The 17,096-nt window shown below is 69.5% G+C and carries 16 protein-coding genes and 1 pseudogene; 7 read left to right on the forward strand and 10 right to left on the reverse strand.

Annotated features, from left to right (window positions below; all coding sequences use genetic code 11):
• Window positions 1-94: 94 nt before the first annotated feature.
• The gene (locus ACYVGD_RS05300) at window positions 95-313 is read right to left on the reverse strand and encodes a DUF7455 domain-containing protein (RefSeq protein ID WP_460741948.1); all 219 of its coding nucleotides are present in this window, start codon (window positions 311-313) and stop codon (window positions 95-97) included.
• A gap of 212 nt (window positions 314-525) precedes the next feature.
• On the opposite strand from ACYVGD_RS05300, the gene ACYVGD_RS05305 reads away from it, so the two are divergent.
• Window positions 526-2,616 carry a DNA gyrase/topoisomerase IV subunit B gene (locus ACYVGD_RS05305; protein ID WP_460742471.1) on the forward strand — a complete coding sequence of 697 codons (2,091 nt, stop codon included), beginning with the start codon at window positions 526-528 and terminating at the stop codon, window positions 2,614-2,616.
• A gap of 199 nt (window positions 2,617-2,815) precedes the next feature.
• On the opposite strand, the gene ACYVGD_RS05310 is transcribed toward ACYVGD_RS05305, so the two are convergent.
• From ACYVGD_RS05310 to ACYVGD_RS05320, 3 genes are all read right to left on the reverse strand, one after another.
• Entirely contained in the window at window positions 2,816-3,238 is a 423-nt protein-coding gene (locus ACYVGD_RS05310; protein WP_460741949.1) for a VOC family protein, read from the reverse strand.
• Window positions 3,239-3,266: 28 nt separating this feature from the next.
• On the reverse strand, window positions 3,267-3,677 hold the full coding sequence (locus ACYVGD_RS05315; RefSeq protein WP_460741950.1) for a VOC family protein: 411 nt from the start codon (window positions 3,675-3,677) through the stop codon (window positions 3,267-3,269).
• Between the two features lie 137 nt (window positions 3,678-3,814).
• Window positions 3,815-4,387: a GNAT family N-acetyltransferase gene (locus ACYVGD_RS05320; protein WP_460741951.1), complete on the reverse strand. Its 573-nt coding sequence runs from the start codon at window positions 4,385-4,387 to the stop codon at window positions 3,815-3,817.
• 116 nt (window positions 4,388-4,503) lie between these two features.
• On the opposite strand from ACYVGD_RS05320, the gene ACYVGD_RS05325 reads away from it, so the two are divergent.
• Window positions 4,504-5,190: an alpha/beta fold hydrolase gene (locus tag ACYVGD_RS05325; RefSeq protein WP_460741952.1), complete on the forward strand. Its 687-nt coding sequence runs from the start codon at window positions 4,504-4,506 to the stop codon at window positions 5,188-5,190.
• A 299-nt stretch (window positions 5,191-5,489) separates the two neighbouring features.
• Here ACYVGD_RS05325 and ACYVGD_RS05330 read toward each other — a convergent pair whose 3' ends face one another.
• The 5 genes and pseudogenes from ACYVGD_RS05330 to ACYVGD_RS05350 form a co-directional block, all read right to left on the reverse strand.
• A complete protein-coding gene (locus ACYVGD_RS05330; protein WP_460742494.1) occupies window positions 5,490-5,690 on the reverse strand; it encodes a hypothetical protein in 201 nt (66 codons plus the stop codon).
• Window positions 5,687-6,115 (reverse strand): thioesterase II family protein, encoded by a 429-nt coding sequence (locus tag ACYVGD_RS05335; RefSeq protein WP_460741953.1) that lies wholly within the window; start codon window positions 6,113-6,115, stop codon window positions 5,687-5,689. The genes ACYVGD_RS05330 and ACYVGD_RS05335 overlap by 4 nt, the downstream gene beginning before the upstream one ends.
• Before the next feature lie 139 nt (window positions 6,116-6,254).
• Window positions 6,255-6,542, reverse strand: a pseudogene (locus ACYVGD_RS05340) (hypothetical protein); the annotation flags it as partial.
• A gap of 282 nt (window positions 6,543-6,824) precedes the next feature.
• On the reverse strand, window positions 6,825-7,319 hold the full coding sequence (locus ACYVGD_RS05345; RefSeq protein ID WP_460741954.1) for a beta-class carbonic anhydrase: 495 nt from the start codon (window positions 7,317-7,319) through the stop codon (window positions 6,825-6,827).
• Window positions 7,320-7,364: 45 nt separating this feature from the next.
• A complete protein-coding gene (locus ACYVGD_RS05350; protein WP_460741955.1) occupies window positions 7,365-9,785 on the reverse strand; it encodes a DNA gyrase/topoisomerase IV subunit A in 2,421 nt (806 codons plus the stop codon).
• A 111-nt stretch (window positions 9,786-9,896) separates the two neighbouring features.
• Between ACYVGD_RS05350 and ACYVGD_RS05355 the strand changes: the two genes are divergently transcribed.
• Window positions 9,897-10,598, forward strand: a complete 702-nt coding sequence (locus tag ACYVGD_RS05355) for an LppM family (lipo)protein (RefSeq protein ID WP_460741956.1) — start codon at window positions 9,897-9,899, stop codon at window positions 10,596-10,598.
• Window positions 10,599-10,636: 38 nt separating this feature from the next.
• Here the strand turns inward: ACYVGD_RS05355 and ACYVGD_RS05360 are convergent, their stop codons facing one another.
• The gene (locus ACYVGD_RS05360; RefSeq protein WP_460741957.1) at window positions 10,637-11,698 is read right to left on the reverse strand and encodes an App1 family protein; all 1,062 of its coding nucleotides are present in this window, start codon (window positions 11,696-11,698) and stop codon (window positions 10,637-10,639) included.
• 73 nt (window positions 11,699-11,771) lie between these two features.
• Here ACYVGD_RS05360 and ACYVGD_RS05365 point away from each other — a divergent pair, with 73 nt between their 5' ends.
• Genes ACYVGD_RS05365 through ACYVGD_RS05380 form a run of 4 tightly spaced genes read left to right on the forward strand, consistent with a single transcriptional unit; the run spans window position 11,772 to window position 16,943 of the window.
• Window positions 11,772-14,426 (forward strand): GNAT family N-acetyltransferase, encoded by a 2,655-nt coding sequence (locus ACYVGD_RS05365; protein ID WP_460741958.1) that lies wholly within the window; start codon window positions 11,772-11,774, stop codon window positions 14,424-14,426.
• Between the two features lie 49 nt (window positions 14,427-14,475).
• A complete protein-coding gene (locus tag ACYVGD_RS05370; RefSeq protein ID WP_460741959.1) occupies window positions 14,476-15,090 on the forward strand; it encodes a DUF5998 family protein in 615 nt (204 codons plus the stop codon).
• On the forward strand, window positions 15,090-16,214 hold the full coding sequence (locus ACYVGD_RS05375) for an alkaline phosphatase family protein (protein WP_460741960.1): 1,125 nt from the start codon (window positions 15,090-15,092) through the stop codon (window positions 16,212-16,214). The genes ACYVGD_RS05370 and ACYVGD_RS05375 overlap by 1 nt, the downstream gene beginning before the upstream one ends.
• 51 nt (window positions 16,215-16,265) lie before the next feature.
• Window positions 16,266-16,943, forward strand: coding sequence for a thymidine kinase (locus tag ACYVGD_RS05380; protein ID WP_460741961.1), 678 nt, complete (start codon window positions 16,266-16,268; stop codon window positions 16,941-16,943).
• Window positions 16,944-17,096: the final 153 nt, after the last annotated feature.

Below are 17,096 nucleotides of genomic sequence, written 5' to 3' on the forward strand. Positions count from 1 at the left end.
CAATCGACACAGTCATCGCAACTCCCCAAAACTCGAGGTGTTGCGAGGACCGTTAGAACCCGCATCTGTGGTGCGGGGCCCCTCCTCGTGTCGCTCAGGCGAGTTTGGAGGACTCGTCCTGGATCTTGAGCGCGACCTGCTTGAGTTTGTCGCCGTGCTGCTTCGAGTGGTGGTTGCAGAAGAGCAGCTCGAAACCGTTCTCCATGACAACACGTACGTAGGCCTGCGCGCCGCAGCGGTCGCAGCGATCAGCAGCAGTCAGGCTGGAATCGATGACGGTGGTGGTCACGTTGGCCTCTCTTTCTGGTGTCACCCGTCGGGTGTCTCACCATCGACAACTGTCGGTGTCCCGGTTTTGTTCCCGGGCCCTGGAACGGTTGAGCTGCCTCCACGGTACCCGCCGGGGAGGACAAAACCAGTGAGTTTTCGCTCAATGTCCGAGGAGGGTTCCGTCTGAGGGTCGGCGCGGCGTGGATCCCACGTTCTGCCGGGGGCGGCGGCTACTCTTCGCGGGTGTCCGAGAACGTGAGCTCCCCCGGCAAGAAGTCGGCCGCCAAGGCGGCCGGCGGCCACGACTACGAGGCCCGTCACCTACTGGTGCTGGAAGGCCTTGAGGCCGTACGCAAGCGCCCGGCCATGTACATCGGGTCCACCGACACCCGCGGCCTCATGCACTGCCTGTGGGAGATCATCGACAACTCCGTCGACGAGGCGCTGTCCGGCTTCGGCACCGAGATCGCCGTGACCCTGCGGAAGGACGGCGGGATCCACGTCGCCGACCAGGCCCGCGGGATCCCCGTGGACGTCCACCCCGGCACCGGCCTGTCCGGCGTGGAGGTCGTGTTCACCAAGCTCCACGGCGGCGGCAAGTTCGGCTCCGGCTCCTACAACGCCACCGGTGGCCTCCACGGCGTCGGCGCGTCCGTCGTCAACGCCCTGTCCAGCCGTCTCGACGTCGAGGTCGACCGCGGCGGCTCCACCTACGGCATGTCGTTCCGTCGCGGCATCCCCGGCACCTTCGACGACCCGGGGCCGGACGCCGGGTTCACCCCCGGCGCCAAGCTCGAGAAGGTCGCGAAGGCGAAGCGCGGTGCGACGGGAACCCGCGTCACGTACTGGCCCGACCGCCAGATCTTCCTCGCCGACGCCGAGCTGTCGCTGACGAGGCTCACCGAGCGGGCCCGCCAGACGTCCTTCCTGGTGCCCGGGCTCGCGCTGGTCGTCCGCGACGAGCGCGGCGACGAGGTCGTCGAGGAGGTCCACCGCCACGACGGTGGCATCTCCGAGTTCTGCGACTTCCTCGCCCCCGACGCGCCGCTGACCGACATCATCCGTCTCCAGGGCCACGACCAGTTCACCGAGACCGTGCCCATGCTCGACGACACCGGCGCGCTCAACCCCACCGACGTCGAGCGCGACCTCGAGGTCGACATCGCCCTGCGCTGGGGCAACGGCTACGACACCACCACGCGCTCGTTCGTCAACATCATCGCCACCCCCAAGGGCGGCACCCACGTCAACGGTTACGAGCGCGCCGTCGCCAAGTCGTTGTCGAAGGTCCTCGAAGGCACCCGCCTGCTGAAGTCCGGCGAGGAGATCACCAAGGAGGACGCCCTCGAGGGCCTCACCTCGGTGGTGACCGTCCGCCTCGCCGAACCCCAGTTCGAGGGCCAGACCAAAGAGGTCCTCGGCACCCCCGCGGCCTCCCGCATCGTCGCGAAGATCGTCGAGCGCGAGCTGGGGGAGTTCCTCACCTCCACCAAGCAGGCCACCAAGGCCCAGGCCCGCACCGTCATGGAGAAGGTCGTCTCCGCCTCGCGTACGCGCGTCCAGGCCCGCGCCCACAAGGAGGCCCAGCGCCGCAAGAACGCCCTCGAGTCGTCGACGCTGCCGGCAAAGCTCAAGGACTGCCGCTCCAACGACGTGGACAAGTGTGAGCTGTTCATCGTCGAGGGCGACTCCGCGCTCGGCACCGCCCAGCGCGCCCGCAACTCTGAGTTCCAGGCCCTCCTGCCCATCCGCGGCAAGATCCTCAACGTCCAGAAGGCGTCGGTCGGCGACATGCTCAAGAACGTCGAGTGCGGCCAGATCATCCAGGTCGTCGGCGCCGGGTCCGGGCGTACGTTCGACCTCGACGCCGCCCGTTACGGCAAGATCATCTTCATGGCCGACGCCGACTCCGACGGCGCCCACATCCGCTGCCTGCTCGCGACGCTGTTCTTCAAATACATGCGCCCGATGGTCGAGGCCGGCCGCGTCTACACCGCCGTGCCGCCGCTGCACCGCTTCGAGCTCATCAACCCCAAGCGGGGCTTCGACAAGTACATCTACACCTACTCCGACGCCGAGTACCAGCGCATGGCCGCGACACTGCAGAAGAAGGGCCAGAACTTCAAGGAGCCCCAGCGCTACAAGGGTCTGGGCGAGATGGACGCCGACCAGCTGAAGGTGACGACGATGGCGCCGGAGCACCGTACGCTGCGCCGCCTGACCGTCGACGACGCCGAGATGGCCTCGAACGTGTTCGAGATGCTCATGGGCAACGAGGTCGCCCCCCGCAAGGAGTTCATCGTGGACGGCGCGTACCGGATCGACGCGGAGCAGATCGACGCGTGAGTCCGGCCGGCACTTGGCTGGCCGGCCGCAGCGAGTCGAAGCCCCGGCTGGTTGGCTGAGCGAGCGGAAGTCTGACGTGGCCGGCTCGTTGGCTGGGCGAGCGCGAGCGAGTCGAAGACGCGAAGCGCGCGCCAGCATGACCACGGGGACCCCCGGGCGCGAGGCTTCGACTCGCTGCGCTCGCTCGGCCTGCGAGGGTTCAGCGGTGCTGCGGGCCCGCGCAGTTGACCGCCCACCTGATGCCGAACCGGTCGGTGACCTGACCGTAGGAGTCCCCCCACGGCTGGGCCGCGTACGGCATGTCGACGTGGCCGCCCTCTGCGAGCGCGTCGAACCAGGCCTCCGCCATCTCGGTGTCGTCGGTCATGATGCACGTCTCGAAGCCCTGGGGCGTGATCTTCTGGTCCATGCAGTCGTCGGAGCCGTACAGGTTCACGCCGTCCGGCGACTGGATCTGGGCGTGGATCACGCGCTGGGGGTCGAGCTGGTCCATCCCGGGCATCGGCTGGTCGCCGGCCCGCTGGATGGAGGGCTCGCAGCCGAAGACCTGGCCGTAGAAGGCGAAGGCCTCGGCGGCGTCGTTGCGGGGGAAGTGGATGTACGGGGCGAGGTGGGTGGCCATGGTCTCTCCTTCGGGAATGGGCGGTGGGTCAGTTCTTCGGCGTGCTGATGTTGATCGCCCAGTCCTGGCCGAAGCGATCGGCGAAGTTGGCGTACTCGTCGCCCCACTCCTGCCTCTCCATCGGCGTGAAGAGCTCGCCGCCCTCGGACAGGGCCTTGTACCAGCGGTGACCGAGCTCGGCGTCGTCGGTCATGATCGCGAGCTCGGCCTGCGGGGCGGGCATGCCCTCCTGGACCATGTCGGTGCCGTAGAGGTGGAAGCCATCGGGCGTGTGCAGCTCGGCGTGCATCACGGCCTGCGGGTCGATGCCCTCACCCATCGGCATGTCTGCGGCGCGCATGAACTTCGGCTCGCCGCCGAAGACGGACGCGTAGAACTCGAAGGCGGCGGCGGTGCGGTTGTCGGTGAGGTGGAGGTAGGGGGCCAGGTGGGCGGTCATGGTGGTTCCTCTCGTGGGTGTTCCGTTCGGTGACACCCACGCTAGGGAGCGGGCCGACCAGGTCGCTTCTCCGATCTTGCGCGGATCATCGCCGTTGGGCCACCGGTCGGCCTCAGTACACGGCCGGCGAACGGCGCCTAGTTGCTGGCCTCTACGGTGCGGCTGAGGATCCAGGCGTGCTTGCCGACCTGACGGATCTTGCTGAACCCGAGTTCTTCGAGGAGTTCCGCAGTGGCGGTGAACAGGAATCGGGGCTGGGCGTTGCGACCGTCGGTGACTTCGGAGATGGCTTCCACCAGACCGCCCCCGGCGGCGGCGATCTGCTCGAATGCCCCGGTGATGGCGGTGCGAGCGACGCCCTGGCCGCGGTGTTGCTTGTCGACGAAGACGCAGGCGATGCGCCAGTCGGGTCGGGCCGGCGGTTCCTTCTCGTACTCGCGCTTGTGCTTGAAGCCCTCGAGCTCGGCTGGCGGCCCGTATTGCGCCCAACCCTGAACCTTGCCGTCGGTGTCGTAGACCAGGGCTGCGTGGGCGCTGTCGTGTTCGACGAGTCGGAGCTTGGCTTCCCGGTTGCTGAGGCCCTGGCGTTGTTGGGGGGTGTGGTACGCGATGCACCAGCAGCCCCCGTAGACGCCGTTGTTGCGTTCGATGAGTTCGGCGAAGTCCGGCCAGGTGGCCGGGGTGAGCGGGCCGGTGGTGTAGGCATCCATGGGTGGAGAGTACGGCAGGTGAGCGGCGGGGGGTGTCGAAAAAAGGTACACCCTGCGGCCGGGCCGGTTGGGGGATGCTGGGGTGGGTAAGTGTTGCCTGCTAGGAGGACAATGACATGGATATGGTGTTGATCGGCGGCTTGTGGCTGACCGCTGACGTGTGGGACCCAGTGGTGGAAGAGTTGACTCAGCGAGGACACCGAGGCATCGCGGTCGCACTTCCCGGGCAGGGGGACGACAACGCGACGGCGACCTTGGCGGACCAGCTGCGGGCGGTGACATTCGCGGCGAAGGGTGCGGAGCGTCCGCTGCTGGTGGGGCACTCGGCAGCTGCGTCACTGGCATGGATGGCGGCTGATCGGCTGGCTGATGAGGTGGCTGGGGTGGTGTTCGTCGGGGGCTTCCCGGAGGCTGATGGCGCGGCATATGCCGACTTCTTTGAGCCCGTTGACGGGTGGATGCGATTCCCGGGGTGGGAGAAGTTCGAGGGACCCGATTCGGCGGACCTCTCGGCCGAGCAGAAGCGCCTGATCGAAGAGCAGATGGTGGGCGTGCCGCAAGGGGTCAGCCGAGGGACGGTGTCGTTGGGCAGTGAGGATCGCTTTGGTGTACCGGTCACGGTGATCTGTCCGGAGTTCTCGCCCCAGGATGCCAAGGATGCGATGGAGGGCGGGGATGCTCCCGAGCTCGCGGCAGCTCAGCATGTCGAGTTGGCGGACATGAACAGCGGACATTGGCCGATGGTGTCGTGCCCTGATCAGTTGGCCGACGTGTTGAGTGCCGTAGCCGGTCGCGTGCAGTGACTTCGGCGGGGCGGGGGGACGACGAGGGTCGTTCCCCGCCCTTGTCATGTCCCGCCACCTTGCGTGTCCCCAGCTGCCCTCTGCTCCAGCCCGGCCCGTTTGTCATGGCCAGTGGGGTGCACCCGATGTCGTTCTTAGGGAGACTGCCGACAAGAGCGAGGGGCGGGGTCCAGAGTGTCGGCGATGAGGTCAGCGACAGCCTCGGGGTGGGTCTGGAGGAAGTTTTGGTCTGCTGCGGGCAACGTGTGAGTGGCGGTGACGGTCCGAAGCGCTGCCATTGCTGCGCTTCGCCGCGGGGGTCAGGGGTGAGTGGGGTCGTCGGCGCCGGTGAGATACGTGAGCGGGGGGAGGCCGGTGATGGTCCAGTGTTGGGTGAAGTACCGGGCAGCGTCCTGGAAGTCGTGGCGGAACGCCCGCATGATGAAGTCGAGGGTCTGTTCATCGACGTCCTCGGTGAAGCCCCCGATGCTGGCAAGGTACTTCTTCGTGGCCCTGTTCACTCGCCCGGTGGGGGGAGGGGCGCGCCGACGGTGTTGGCGGTGATGGGCGCCCAGCCGCGGGCAACAAGGAAGCCTTGGGTGTCGAGCCAGAGCTTGGTGATGCCGCGGGATTGGAAGAAGGGTGCAGAGCCAGCCAAGATCAGCTGGTCGACACGGTGGTCGTTTCCTTCCAGGATGCGGGTGGTCTCCAGCGAGACAGCGACGCCGACACAGTGACCGTAGAGCACGGTGCGGGACGGCTGGAGGTCCAGAATGGCCTCGGCAAGGGCTTGGCTGGTGTCTTCCACGCGTGCCAGGGGTTCGTCGGTTCCCTCTTCGTGGCCAGGCAGCGAAGCGGCATAGAGGGTGGTACGTGGCGGGAGGTGCTGGGCGAGAGGGCGGTAGGCGATGGCACTTCCGCCACCGAACGGAACCCCGACCAACATGGTGGAGTCGGGCAGCGCTGGGCTGAGCCGCGGGAGTTGGGGGTGTCGCTCGTCGGTGCCGGGAGCAAGGGCGGCGGCCAGAGTGGACCGAGGGGTCGGCCGCCAGAAGGCCGACGGTCGCCCCGGGGATTTGGCGGATGAGGCGGACAGCGTCGAAGGAGCTGCCTCCGTAGTCGAAGAAGCTGGTGTGATGATCGATGGTCTCGACGTGCAGCGTGGCCGCGAACGCACGCGCCAATTCGACCTCGGTGGGCAGACATGCTGGCTGCGACAGGGCGACGGTTGGACTCGCATGAGCTCCTGCAGCCTCGCTGGTTGAGGTGTTGTTGGTTGAGTCGGCGTGACTGGCTGAGGGGTGGCCGGCGTGAGTGGGAGCCGTGTGACGCAGTCGGGCGACATCGAGTTTGCCATGGGCTGAGTAGGGCATGGTGTCGTGCACCTGGATGGTGCGGGGAACCACGTACGCGGGCAGGGTAGCCTGCAGCTGGCGTCGCAGGGCGATGGGGTCGAGTTGGGTGGTGCCGGTGACGTGACCGATGAGGTGAGGCTGGTCATGACTGTCGGCGACGGTGACGGCGGCTTGACGGATGTGGGGTAGCGCGCGGAGGGCGTGTTCGACGTCGCCGAGTTCGATGCGGTACCCGAGGATCTTGACCCCCTGGTTGTTGCGCCCGAGGTAGTGCGGGTTGCGGTCGTGGTACCAGGGAAGTCAGATGACCTGCTCGAGCAGGCCGGTGTCCACGTCATAGATGAAGCCGCCTATCTCGGCGCGGTCGTCCATCAGAGGATGGGTACGCAGCAGCTCGACGTCGTAACGCAGGCCAGCACGTTGATCCGGGGTGGAGCCGAGCACCATGCCGGAGACGTCCGGGCCGCCGGAGGCGAGGACCTTCTCCGCGATCATCGCGTCGTCACCGGAGCCCATCGCGCATCGGGTGTGGGGCACGACCATGATGCGGTCGACGTTCAGCAGATGCACACTGAGGATGCAGCCGACGAGCGCGTCGGCGGTTATTCGGCCGCCGGGGGTCCGCATGATCTTCGCGTCGCCGAGCTCGAGGCCCAGCATCCGCAGGGGCTCGATGCGGGAGTCCATGCAGGTGATCACGGCGACACCGGCCTTGGCGATGCCGTCGAACCCCCCGTCGGTGAACGTCTCGGCGTACTTCTTGTTGGCCGCCAGCAGGTCGTCGAATCCGGGCATGGGGTCAGCGTAGTACTGCGGGCCGGACCGGTGGTGCGTCCGGGGTCAGTGACCGACGGCGGCGATGGGCCGGCTGAGCGGCGTGCCCGAGCCGTCGCGGCGGCCGTCGGGCTCGGGCAGGTCGATCGCCGCGCCGTTCGCGCTGGACGCGACGGCGGGAGCGGGACCGACCCACGCCACGGCGAGGGCCTCCTCGCCCTTGAGGAACTTGTGGCAGCGGACGCCGCCGGTCGCCCGGCCCTTCGCGGGGAAGTGCTCGAAGCCGGTGACCTTGACCGATCCGTCCGAGGCGATGAGCGCCTCCGACCCGCCGGTGATGGTCACGACGACCGAGCCCTCGGGCTGCGCGACGCCGAAGTACAGCACGCGGGCCTTCGCGCCGACCTTGATGCCGGCCACACCGCCGCCGCCGCGGCCCTGCGGGCGCACCGCGGACGCGGGGAAGTGCAGCAGCTGGGCATCGGTGGTGACGAAGACCAGGTCGACATCCTCGCTGGTCAACTCGACCGCGCCGACGACCTCGTCCTTCGGGGCGAGCGCGATGACCTCCCACTCGTCCTTGCCGAAGATCTCGGGGCGTACGCGCTTCACGACGCCCTGGGCGGTGCCCAGCGCCAGGCCGAGGGAGTCCTCGGCCAGGGTCGTCAGGCACAGGATGCGCTCGTTGCGCTCGAGCGAGACGAGGTCCTTCAGCGGCGTACCGCCCTGGAGGTTGGGCGCGTTCGACGTCAGCGGCACGTTCGGCAGCTCGAGCGCGTTGACGCGTACCAGCCGGCCACGCGACGTGATGACACCGAAGTCGCCGCGGGCCGTGCCGCGGATGACCGAGGTCAGCACGTCGTGCTTGGCGCGCGCGGTGCGCTCGGGCAGGGGAGCGGATGTGTCGATGCGGGCCACGAGACCGGTCGCCGACAGCATCACCCAGCACGGGTCGTCGGCGACCTCGAGCGGGGCGGCGGCCGAGACCTCGCCCGACGACTCCAGCAGCACGGTGCGCCGCGGCGTGCCGAACTCCTTGGCGATGGCGGCCAGCTCGTCGTTGACCACGCCGCGCAGGCGGTCGTCGTTGTTGATGATCTCGTCGAGCTCGGCGATCCGCTTCATCAGGTCGTCGCGCTCCGACTCGAGCTCGATGCGCGAGAACTTCGTGAGCCGGCGCAGCTGCATGTCGAGGATGTAGTTGGCCTGCACCTCGGTGAGGTCGAACACCTCGATGAGCTTCGCGCGCGCGGCTGCCACGTCGTCGGAGCCGCGGATGATCGCGATGACGTCGTCGATGTCGAGGATCGCGATGAGCAGGCCCTCGACCAGGTGGAGCCGGTCGGCGGCCTTCGCGCGGTTGAACTTCGTACGCCGCAGCGTCACCTCGAGCCGGTGGTCGAGGTAGACCGTCAGCAGGTCGCGCAGCGAGAGCGTACGCGGCTGGCCCTCGACGAGGGCGACGTTGTTGATGCCGAACGAGTCCTCGAGCTTGGTGAACTTGTAGAGTTGCTGGAGCACGGCCTCGGGGTTGAACCCGTTCTTGATCTCGATCTGCAGGTGGGTGCCGGTGTCGAGGTCGGAGAGGTCCTTGACGTCGGAGATGCCCTGGAGCTTCTTCTTGCCGACGGCGTCCTTGATCTGCTCGATGATCTTCTCGGGGCCGACCATGTAGGGCAGCTCGGTGACCACGATGCCCTTGCGGCGCGGCGCGACCTGCTCGATGCGCGTGGTGGCACGGATCTTGAACGAGCCGCGTCCGGTGGCGTACGCGTCCTTGATGCCGTCCAGCCCGATGATCTTGCCGCCCGTCGGCAGGTCGGGGCCCGGGATGAACGTCATCAGCTTGTCGAGCGTGGCGTTCGGGAACTTCAACAGGTGGCGCAGCGCCTGGACGACCTCGATGAGGTTGTGCGGCGGGATGTTGGTCGCCATGCCGACGGCGATGCCGGTCGCTCCATTGACGAGCAGGTTGGGGAACGCGGCGGGCAGGACGACCGGCTCGCTCTCCTTGCCGTCGTAGTTCGGCCTGAACTCGACGGTGTTCTGGTCGAGCTCGTCGGTCATCGCCAGCGCCGCCGGGGCGAGGCGGCACTCGGTGTAGCGCATGGCGGCCGGGCCGGCATCGGGCGAGCCGAAGTTGCCGTGGCCGTCGATCACCGGCAGGCGCAGGCTCCAGTCCTGGGCCATGCGCACCAGTGCGTCGTAGATGGCGGTGTCGCCGTGGGGGTGGTAGAGACCCATGACCTGACCGACGACGCGGGACGACTTCACGTGGCTGCGATCGGGACGCAGGCTCATCTCGTCCATCGAGAACAGGATGCGGCGCTGCACGGGCTTGAGGCCGTCGCGCGCGTCGGGCAGCGCGCGGGAGTAGATGACCGAGTACGCGTACTCGAGGAACGAGGTCTGCATCTCGGACGAGACGTCGACGTCGATGATCTTCTCGGTGAACTCGTCGTCCACCACGTCGGTACCTCGCGCCATGCCCTCAGTCTCTCGTCGTCGTGCTGCCCCCGGTCGTCGTGCAGCGCCCCATTTTCCCGTGCGACGGCGCGACGCCGTGGGATCCGGCCCAGCGTGTCCTACGGTTGGGGCATGCGTACGCCCCTCCGCCGCTCGGCGATCCTGCTCGTGATGGTCCTACTGGCCGTGGGCCTAGCGGGCTGCGGGCGGGTGAACGGTCGGATCACGGTCCACCCCGACGACACCGCCGACCTGCGCATCGACATCAGCGCGGTCGACGACTCCGGCAAGGTGCGCGACCAGTTCAAGAAGGACTGCCAGCCCACGGTGGCGCCCAAGCCTGTCTACTACGCGAAGGACGGCCGCGTCGGTTGCCGCATCGAGGGCCGCGCAAACGCGGCGAAGATGGCGAACTTCGGCGTGCAGGTCTACACCGTCGACGGCCGGCAGCGGTTCACGTTCGCCAAGCCCGACCTCGATGCCAACGACCCCGAGGACGCGCCGATGAAGAACGCCATCGACCAGATGGTCGCGGTCGGCGAGCTCGACATGAGGGTGTCGTTCCGGGGGAAGGTCCTCAGCCACAGCGGCTCGAGCACCGTCGAGGGGCGCACGGTGGTGTGGCGCCACAGCGGTGACCTCGCCGAGGGGCTGACCGCCGAGGCCCAGGAGCCCGGCTTGCTCGACCGCACCGTCGGCGAGTGGATCGCCATCGCCGCCGCGCTGCTGCTCGCCGTCGGGGCCGTGGCCTGGGTCGTGCGCGACGTGCGCGCCAGGAGCCCGCTGGAACACCGCCAGCCCTGGGGCGGGCCGCGGTTCACGCGCCGCCGCTGACGGCGTACGCGCGCCGCCGCTGACGGCGTACGCCGGGCTCAGGCGCGCTCGGTGATGGCCTGCTGGAGCAGCGGCCACAGGCCCTGCCCGTCGGGCGCGCGCACCTCGGGGACCTCGGCCTCGCGGTCGGCCGGATCCTCCTGGTCGAGCGACTGGAGCGTACCGTGGGCGAGGACCTGCTCACCCGGCGACAGCTGGCGGATGCCGATAATGCGTACGCGGTCGGGGTGAGCCTCGGCGAACTCGCCGTAGAGCGCCGGGTCGTGCTGGCCGTCGTCGCCGATGAGGATCCACTTGACCTTCGGGAAGTCGATGGCGAGGTCGCGCAGACACATCCGCTTGTGCTCCTGCCCCGAGCGGAACCAGCCCGAGTTGGTGGGCCCCCAGTCGGTGAGCAGCATGCAGCCGCGCGGGTAGCGGTGGTGGCGGAAGAAGCGCTCGAGCGTCGGCGCGGTGTTCCACGCACCGGTCGAGACGTAGACCACGGGCGCGTCGGGGTGGTCGGCGAGGAGCTTCTCGTAGAGCTCCGACATGCCGGGCACGGCCTGGCGGGCGTTCTCCTCGAGCACGAAGGTGTTCCACGCAGCCACCAGGGGGCGGGGGAGCGATGTCGAGATCACGGTGTCGTCGATGTCGGAGACCAGGCCCCACTCCTGTTCGGGATCGATGATCTGCATGGGCACCTGGACGGGCTCCGACGAGCCCGACTGCAGGGTGATCTCGTGCCAGCCGGGCTCGAGACCCCGCACCGGCAGGCGCAGGTCGAGGTAGCCGTTGCGGTCGGTGAGCACCTCCCAGTCGGAGCCGGCGACGGTGACCGTCACCTTCTGGTTTGTCGCCGGCGCGGTCACGAAGTTGCGCCAGCCGCGCTGCTCCAGCATGGCGGCGGGTTCGGCGGCGCGCTGAGCCTCCGGCGACGGGACCTCCTCGGTCGTTCCGGGCGGGGTCAGGATGACGCGGCCGAGCACGCGGACGAACTTCGAGGAGCCGTAGCCGGTGTAGCCGATGACGCGTTCCTGCCACCCCCGACCGCGGACGGTGCGGTCGATCTGGCGGTTCAGCTTGTCCTCGATGCGCGCGGCGATGAAGGGCTTCGACATGCTGGAAACCCTAACGACCCAGCATCGGGGGCGTTCACCCCACCCCGGGTCGAGGGTCATCTAGGCTGGCATCGTGACCAGCGACGACGACGCCGCGGCGGACCCGGCGTACCCGCAGGAGTGGGAGGCCGACGTGCTTCTCTCCGACGGGAGCGCCGCCCACCTCAGGCCCATGCTGCCCACCGACGACGAGCTGCTCGTGGCCTTCTATTCGCGGGTGTCGCCGGAGTCGAAGTACCTGCGCTTCTTCGCCCCCTACCCGGTCCTGTCGGACGCCGACGTGCGCCGGTTCACCCACGTCGACCACTGCGACCGCGTGGCGTTGATCCTCACCGTTGCGGGCAACATGGTCGCGGTCGGGCGCTACGACCGCATCAGCGACTCCGACGCCGAGGTCGCGTTCCTCGTCGAGGACTCGGTGCAGGGCAAGGGCGTAGGCCAGCTCCTGCTGGAGCACCTCGCCGAGGCCGGGCGCGAGCGCGGTGTCCAGCGCTTCGTCGCCGAGATCCTGCCCCAGAACCGTCGCATGGCCCAGGTCTTCGTCGACGCCGGCTACACCGTCCACCGTGGGTACGAGGACGGCATGATCATGGTGGAGTTCCCCATCTCGCCGACGCAGAAATCGGTCGAGGTCATGCAGCGACGCGAGCACCGTGCCGAGGCCAACTCCGTGCGCCGCCTCCTGCACCCCGAGCGGCTCGCCGTCGTGGCCCCCGCCGACCGTGCCGGCCAGCTCGCGCGTTCCCTGCTGGACGGCGGCTTCACCGGCTCTGTCGTCGTGGTCTGCACCGATGACGGTCACGTCGACGGCGTCCCGGCGCTGGCGCTCGCGGACCTCGGCGAGACCAACCCCGTCGACATCGTTGTCACCTCGCTGGCCCACCACGAGCTCGGACCGGTCATCGAGCGTGCCGAGGCCGCGGGTGCGTTCGGCCTCTACGTCCTGCACGCCGGCGAGTTCGGCGGCGAGCAGAACCGCGCCGTCGTCGCCCAGGTACGCGCCGCTGGCCTGCGCGCGCTCGGCCCCGACGCGCTCGGCATCATCAACACCGCCACCGGCCTCAACGCCAGCCCGGCCCCCATGCCGCGCCGCGGCGGGATCGGCATGTTCTGCCAGTCGTCCGGCGTCGCGGTGATCCTGCTGTCGACGGCCATCGACCAGAACCTCGGTCTGGCCTCGTTCATCTCGTCGGGGCTGTTCGCCGACGTGACGGCCAACGACGTCATGCAGTACTGGATGGACGACGACGCCACGCGCCTGTGCCTGCTGTCGCTCGACCGCATCGGCAACCCGCGCAAGTTCACCCGCATCGCCCGTACGCTCGCGTCTCGCAAGCCCGTCGTCCTGTTCTCCCCGGGGCGGTCGGAGCGCGAGTCGCGTCACGGCGCGGCCCGCGGCCTCGCCCTGGCCGGCGAGCGTGCCGTCGACGCCATGTTCCGCCAGTCGGGCATCATCGTCTGCTCCCGCCGCGATGCCATGTACGACGTCGCCCAGATCCTCGCCCGCCAGCCGCTGCCGGCCGGCGACCGCGTACGCGTCATCACGAACTCGCCGGCGCTGTACGGCCACATCAAGCGCGTGGGCCGCCGCAACGGGCTGGTGTGCGACGAGGTCGTCCTCCCGCTCAGCGCGCCCGCGGAGGCGTACGCGAAGGCCGCCCGCGCCGCGCTGACCGACGGCGGTGTCGACTCGGTGGTCGTGTGCGTGGTCGACATCTTCTCCTCGACCGCCGACGCGACCCACGACGCGCTCACGGAGGTGGCACACGACGCCACCAAGCCCGTGCTGGGGGTGTTCGCCGACTTCGTCCGGGTCGCCGCGGACGACCACGACGACGACGTCGAGGGAGGCTTGCCGACCTACTCGAGCTATGCCGACGCGATCTCCGCCCTCGGGCAGGTCACCGAGTACGCGCGCTGGCGTGAGACCGACCACGGCACCGTCGCGGAGATCGACGTCGACGCGGCCGCGGCGACCGGCGTCATCGAGGGCGTCCTCGAGGCATCTCCCGAAGGCCGAACCCTGACCGCTGCGGAGGCGCGGGCGCTGCTGGACGCGTACGGCATCGAGGTCGTGCCCCGCACCCACGTGACGACCGTCGACGAGGCCATCGCAGCCGCTGCCGCGGTGGCGGGCGACGTGGTCCTGAAGGCCACCGACCCGGCGGTGCGCGGGCTGCCGGACGCCCCCAGCGTCTTCCGACACCTCCAGACCGACACGGAGGTCTTCGAGGCCTGGTGCGACCTCGGCCTCCTCGTCGAACAGCTCGGTCTGGACGTGCCCGACGGCGTCGAGCCGCAACGGCTCGCCGCGCCGGTCGTGCAGGCGATGGCACCCACCGGCGTCGCGCTGACCGTCGGCAGCCGCGAGGACGCCGGTTTCGGACCCATCATCAGCATCGGCCTCGCCGGGTTGGCCTCCGACCTCCTGGACGACGTGTCCCACCGCGTGCCGCCGCTGACCACGGCGGACGCAGCCTGCATGATCGACGAGCTCCGGGCCGCCCCCACGCTGGCCGGGCACGACGGCGCACCCGGCGCCGACCGGGCAGCCATCGAGGAGCTGCTCGGCCGTGTCGCACGGCTCGCCGACGACCATCCCCAGCTGGCCGAGGTCACGCTCACCCCGTGCATCGCCTCGGCGCAGGGCCTCGCCGTCGTCGGCGCGACCGTACGCGTGAGCCCGTCCACCGACCAACGCGACGCCCAGTCGCGCTCGCTCGAGTGACGGCCCCGGCGCGCGGCGGCCGCCGGTCGATTCGTGCAAGGATGGCGCAATGACCTCCCAAGACGCCGATCTTCTGACCGGCCTGCGTGCCGACCTCGAGAACTGCGGCTACTTCCCGGCGCTGGTCGAGGACTCCATCCTGCTGGCGCTCGGCGATGAGCCGTTCACCGACTACGTGGTCCACCACGAGCCCACGTTCAACCGTGACGAGATCCGCCGCCACCTCACCGTGCTGGTGCTCACCCCGACGCGCCTGCTCATCGGCCACACCGACGAGCAGCCCGCCGAGGGACGCGTCGGTGCCGTCCCGCAGGCCGCCTCCTCCACGGAGTCGATCGACCTCACCTCCGTCAACGCCGTCGCCCTCACCCGCGTCGTCGACCGTCCGGAGACGTTCCGGCCCGGTGCCGTCGCCGCCGAGGCGTGGCTGTCGGTGTCGTGGGGCGCGATGCGCCGCATCGACCTCGAGCCCGCCGGCTGCGCCGACCCGTCGTGCGAGGCCGACCACGGCCTGACCGGCACCATGGCCCCCGAGGACCTGACGGTCCGCATGTCGGTGGCCGCCGACGGCGCCGACAACGTGCGCCGGCTCGTGGCGTTCTCGACCGCGCTCCAACGCGTCACCGGACGCGGGACGGTGGCCACGAACGTCGGCGGCCGCTGATGGCGGTGTTCCCGCAGGAGATGGTCCTGCCTGCCTATGGGCGCTCGACGCTGTCGGACGTCCTCCCGTCGATCGCATCCCAGCTCGGCGTCCCCGGTGCCGAGGACGTGCTGGGGCTGCCCGAGGCGGAGCGATGGGTCTTGATGCTCGTCGACGGGCTCGGGGACCTCGTCCTGGCCGGTGCCGCCGCCGAAGCGCCGTTCTTGACCAGGCTGCGCGAGGGCGCGACAGCGATCACGTCGGGCGTGCCGTCGACCACCGTGACCTCGTTGACGTGCCTGGGCACGGGGCGGACCCCGGGCGAGCACGGCATGGCGGGTTACATGTGCCGCGTCCCCGAGACCGGGCAGATCCTCAACCCGCTGCTGTGGGACGTCGACGTCGCCCCCGACGACTTCCAGGCGTGCCCGACGTGGTTCCAGATGGCCGCCGCGGCCGGGGTCGCGGTCGGCTCGGTCTCCCCGGCCCGCTTCGAGGGGTCGGGACTGACGCGGGCCTCCCTGCGCGGACCGGTCTTCCACGGCATCGACGAGGCTGACGAGGACGACCGGGTAGCCAGGACCGTCGCCGCGGCCACCGGGGCCGATCGGACCCTGGTGTACGCGTACGAGCGCGAGCTCGACCACACCGGTCACGGGCTCGGCGTCGCATCACCCCAGTGGCACGCCCACCTGCGCCGGGTCGACGCCCTGTGCGCGCGGCTGCGCGCCGAGCTGCCCGACGACGTCCGCCTGGTGGTCACCGGTGACCACGGCATGATCGACATCCCGGGCCGCAACTTCCTGATCGTCGAGGACGAGCCCGGTCTGGACGCCGACATCGACGAGATCGCCGGTGAGGGCCGCCTGCGTCAGCTCTTCACCCGCCGGCCCGACGAGGTCGCCCGCCGCTACGCGGACCGCCTCGGTGACCACGCCTGGGTGCGTACGCGCGACGAGGCCATCGACGAGGGCTGGTTCGGTCCCGTGGCCGACCACGTCCGCCTGCGCTTCGGCGACGTGCTGGTGGCCCAGCGCACCGACTGGGCGCTGATGACGCGCCGCCTGCCGCGCGAGCTCGGGCTGGTCGGCATGCACGGGTCGCTGACCCCGGTCGAGATGACGGTTCCCCTCCTCGTCTCCTGACGGCCGCCCCCGACTTGGGGTTCGGAGGCGTTCCCCGGGAGGATGGGGGTCGTGGCAGATCTCGTCTTCTTCACCGGCCCCATGGACTGCGGCAAGTCGACCCTGGCGCTGCAGATGGAGCACACGCAGCGCCTCGGCGGACGCCGGGGCGAGCTGTTCACCTGCCGCGACCGGTCGGGGGAGGCTGTCATCACCTCGCGCTTGGGTCTGCAGGAGCGGGCCACCGAGGTCGCGCCCGGTTTCGACTTCTGGAAGCACGTCGTGCACGAGCTCACCCAGGGTGGGCACATCGACTACCTCATCTGTGACGAGTCGCAGTTCTACGCCCCCGAACAGGTCGACCAGCTCGCCCGCATCGTCGACGAGCTCGACCTTGACGTGTTCGCCTTCGGCATCCTCAGCGACTTCCGCACCGAGATGTTCCCCGGCTCCAAGCGGCTCGTCGAGCTCGCCGACCGCATCGAGACCCTGCAGGTCCAGCCGCTGTGCTGGTGCGGCCAGCGGGGCACCCACAACGCGCGCACGATCAACGGCAAGATGGTGACCGAAGGGAGCCAGGTCGTCGTCGGGGACACGACCGCGGCCGACACCCCGGCCGAGGACGTGCCGGAGGTGGCGTACGAGGTCCTTTGCCGCCGTCACCACCGGCGCAAGGTGAGCCGGATGGTGGCCCGGGCGACCCTCAGCCCCGACCCGTTGCCGTTCGGGTCGCCGGACCAGGAGGACTGAGATGAACGTGCTGATCAGCGCCGACGAGCTGAGTGCCGAGCTGGAGGGTGATACGCGATGCACCGCCTGCGCACCGTCGAGGACGATCTGCGGGCGGCCGGGCGGATGGAGTCGCTGATCTCGTGGACCGTGGGGGCGACGCGGCGGCCGTGA

The sequence above is a fragment of the Mariniluteicoccus endophyticus genome, from assembly GCF_054780035.1.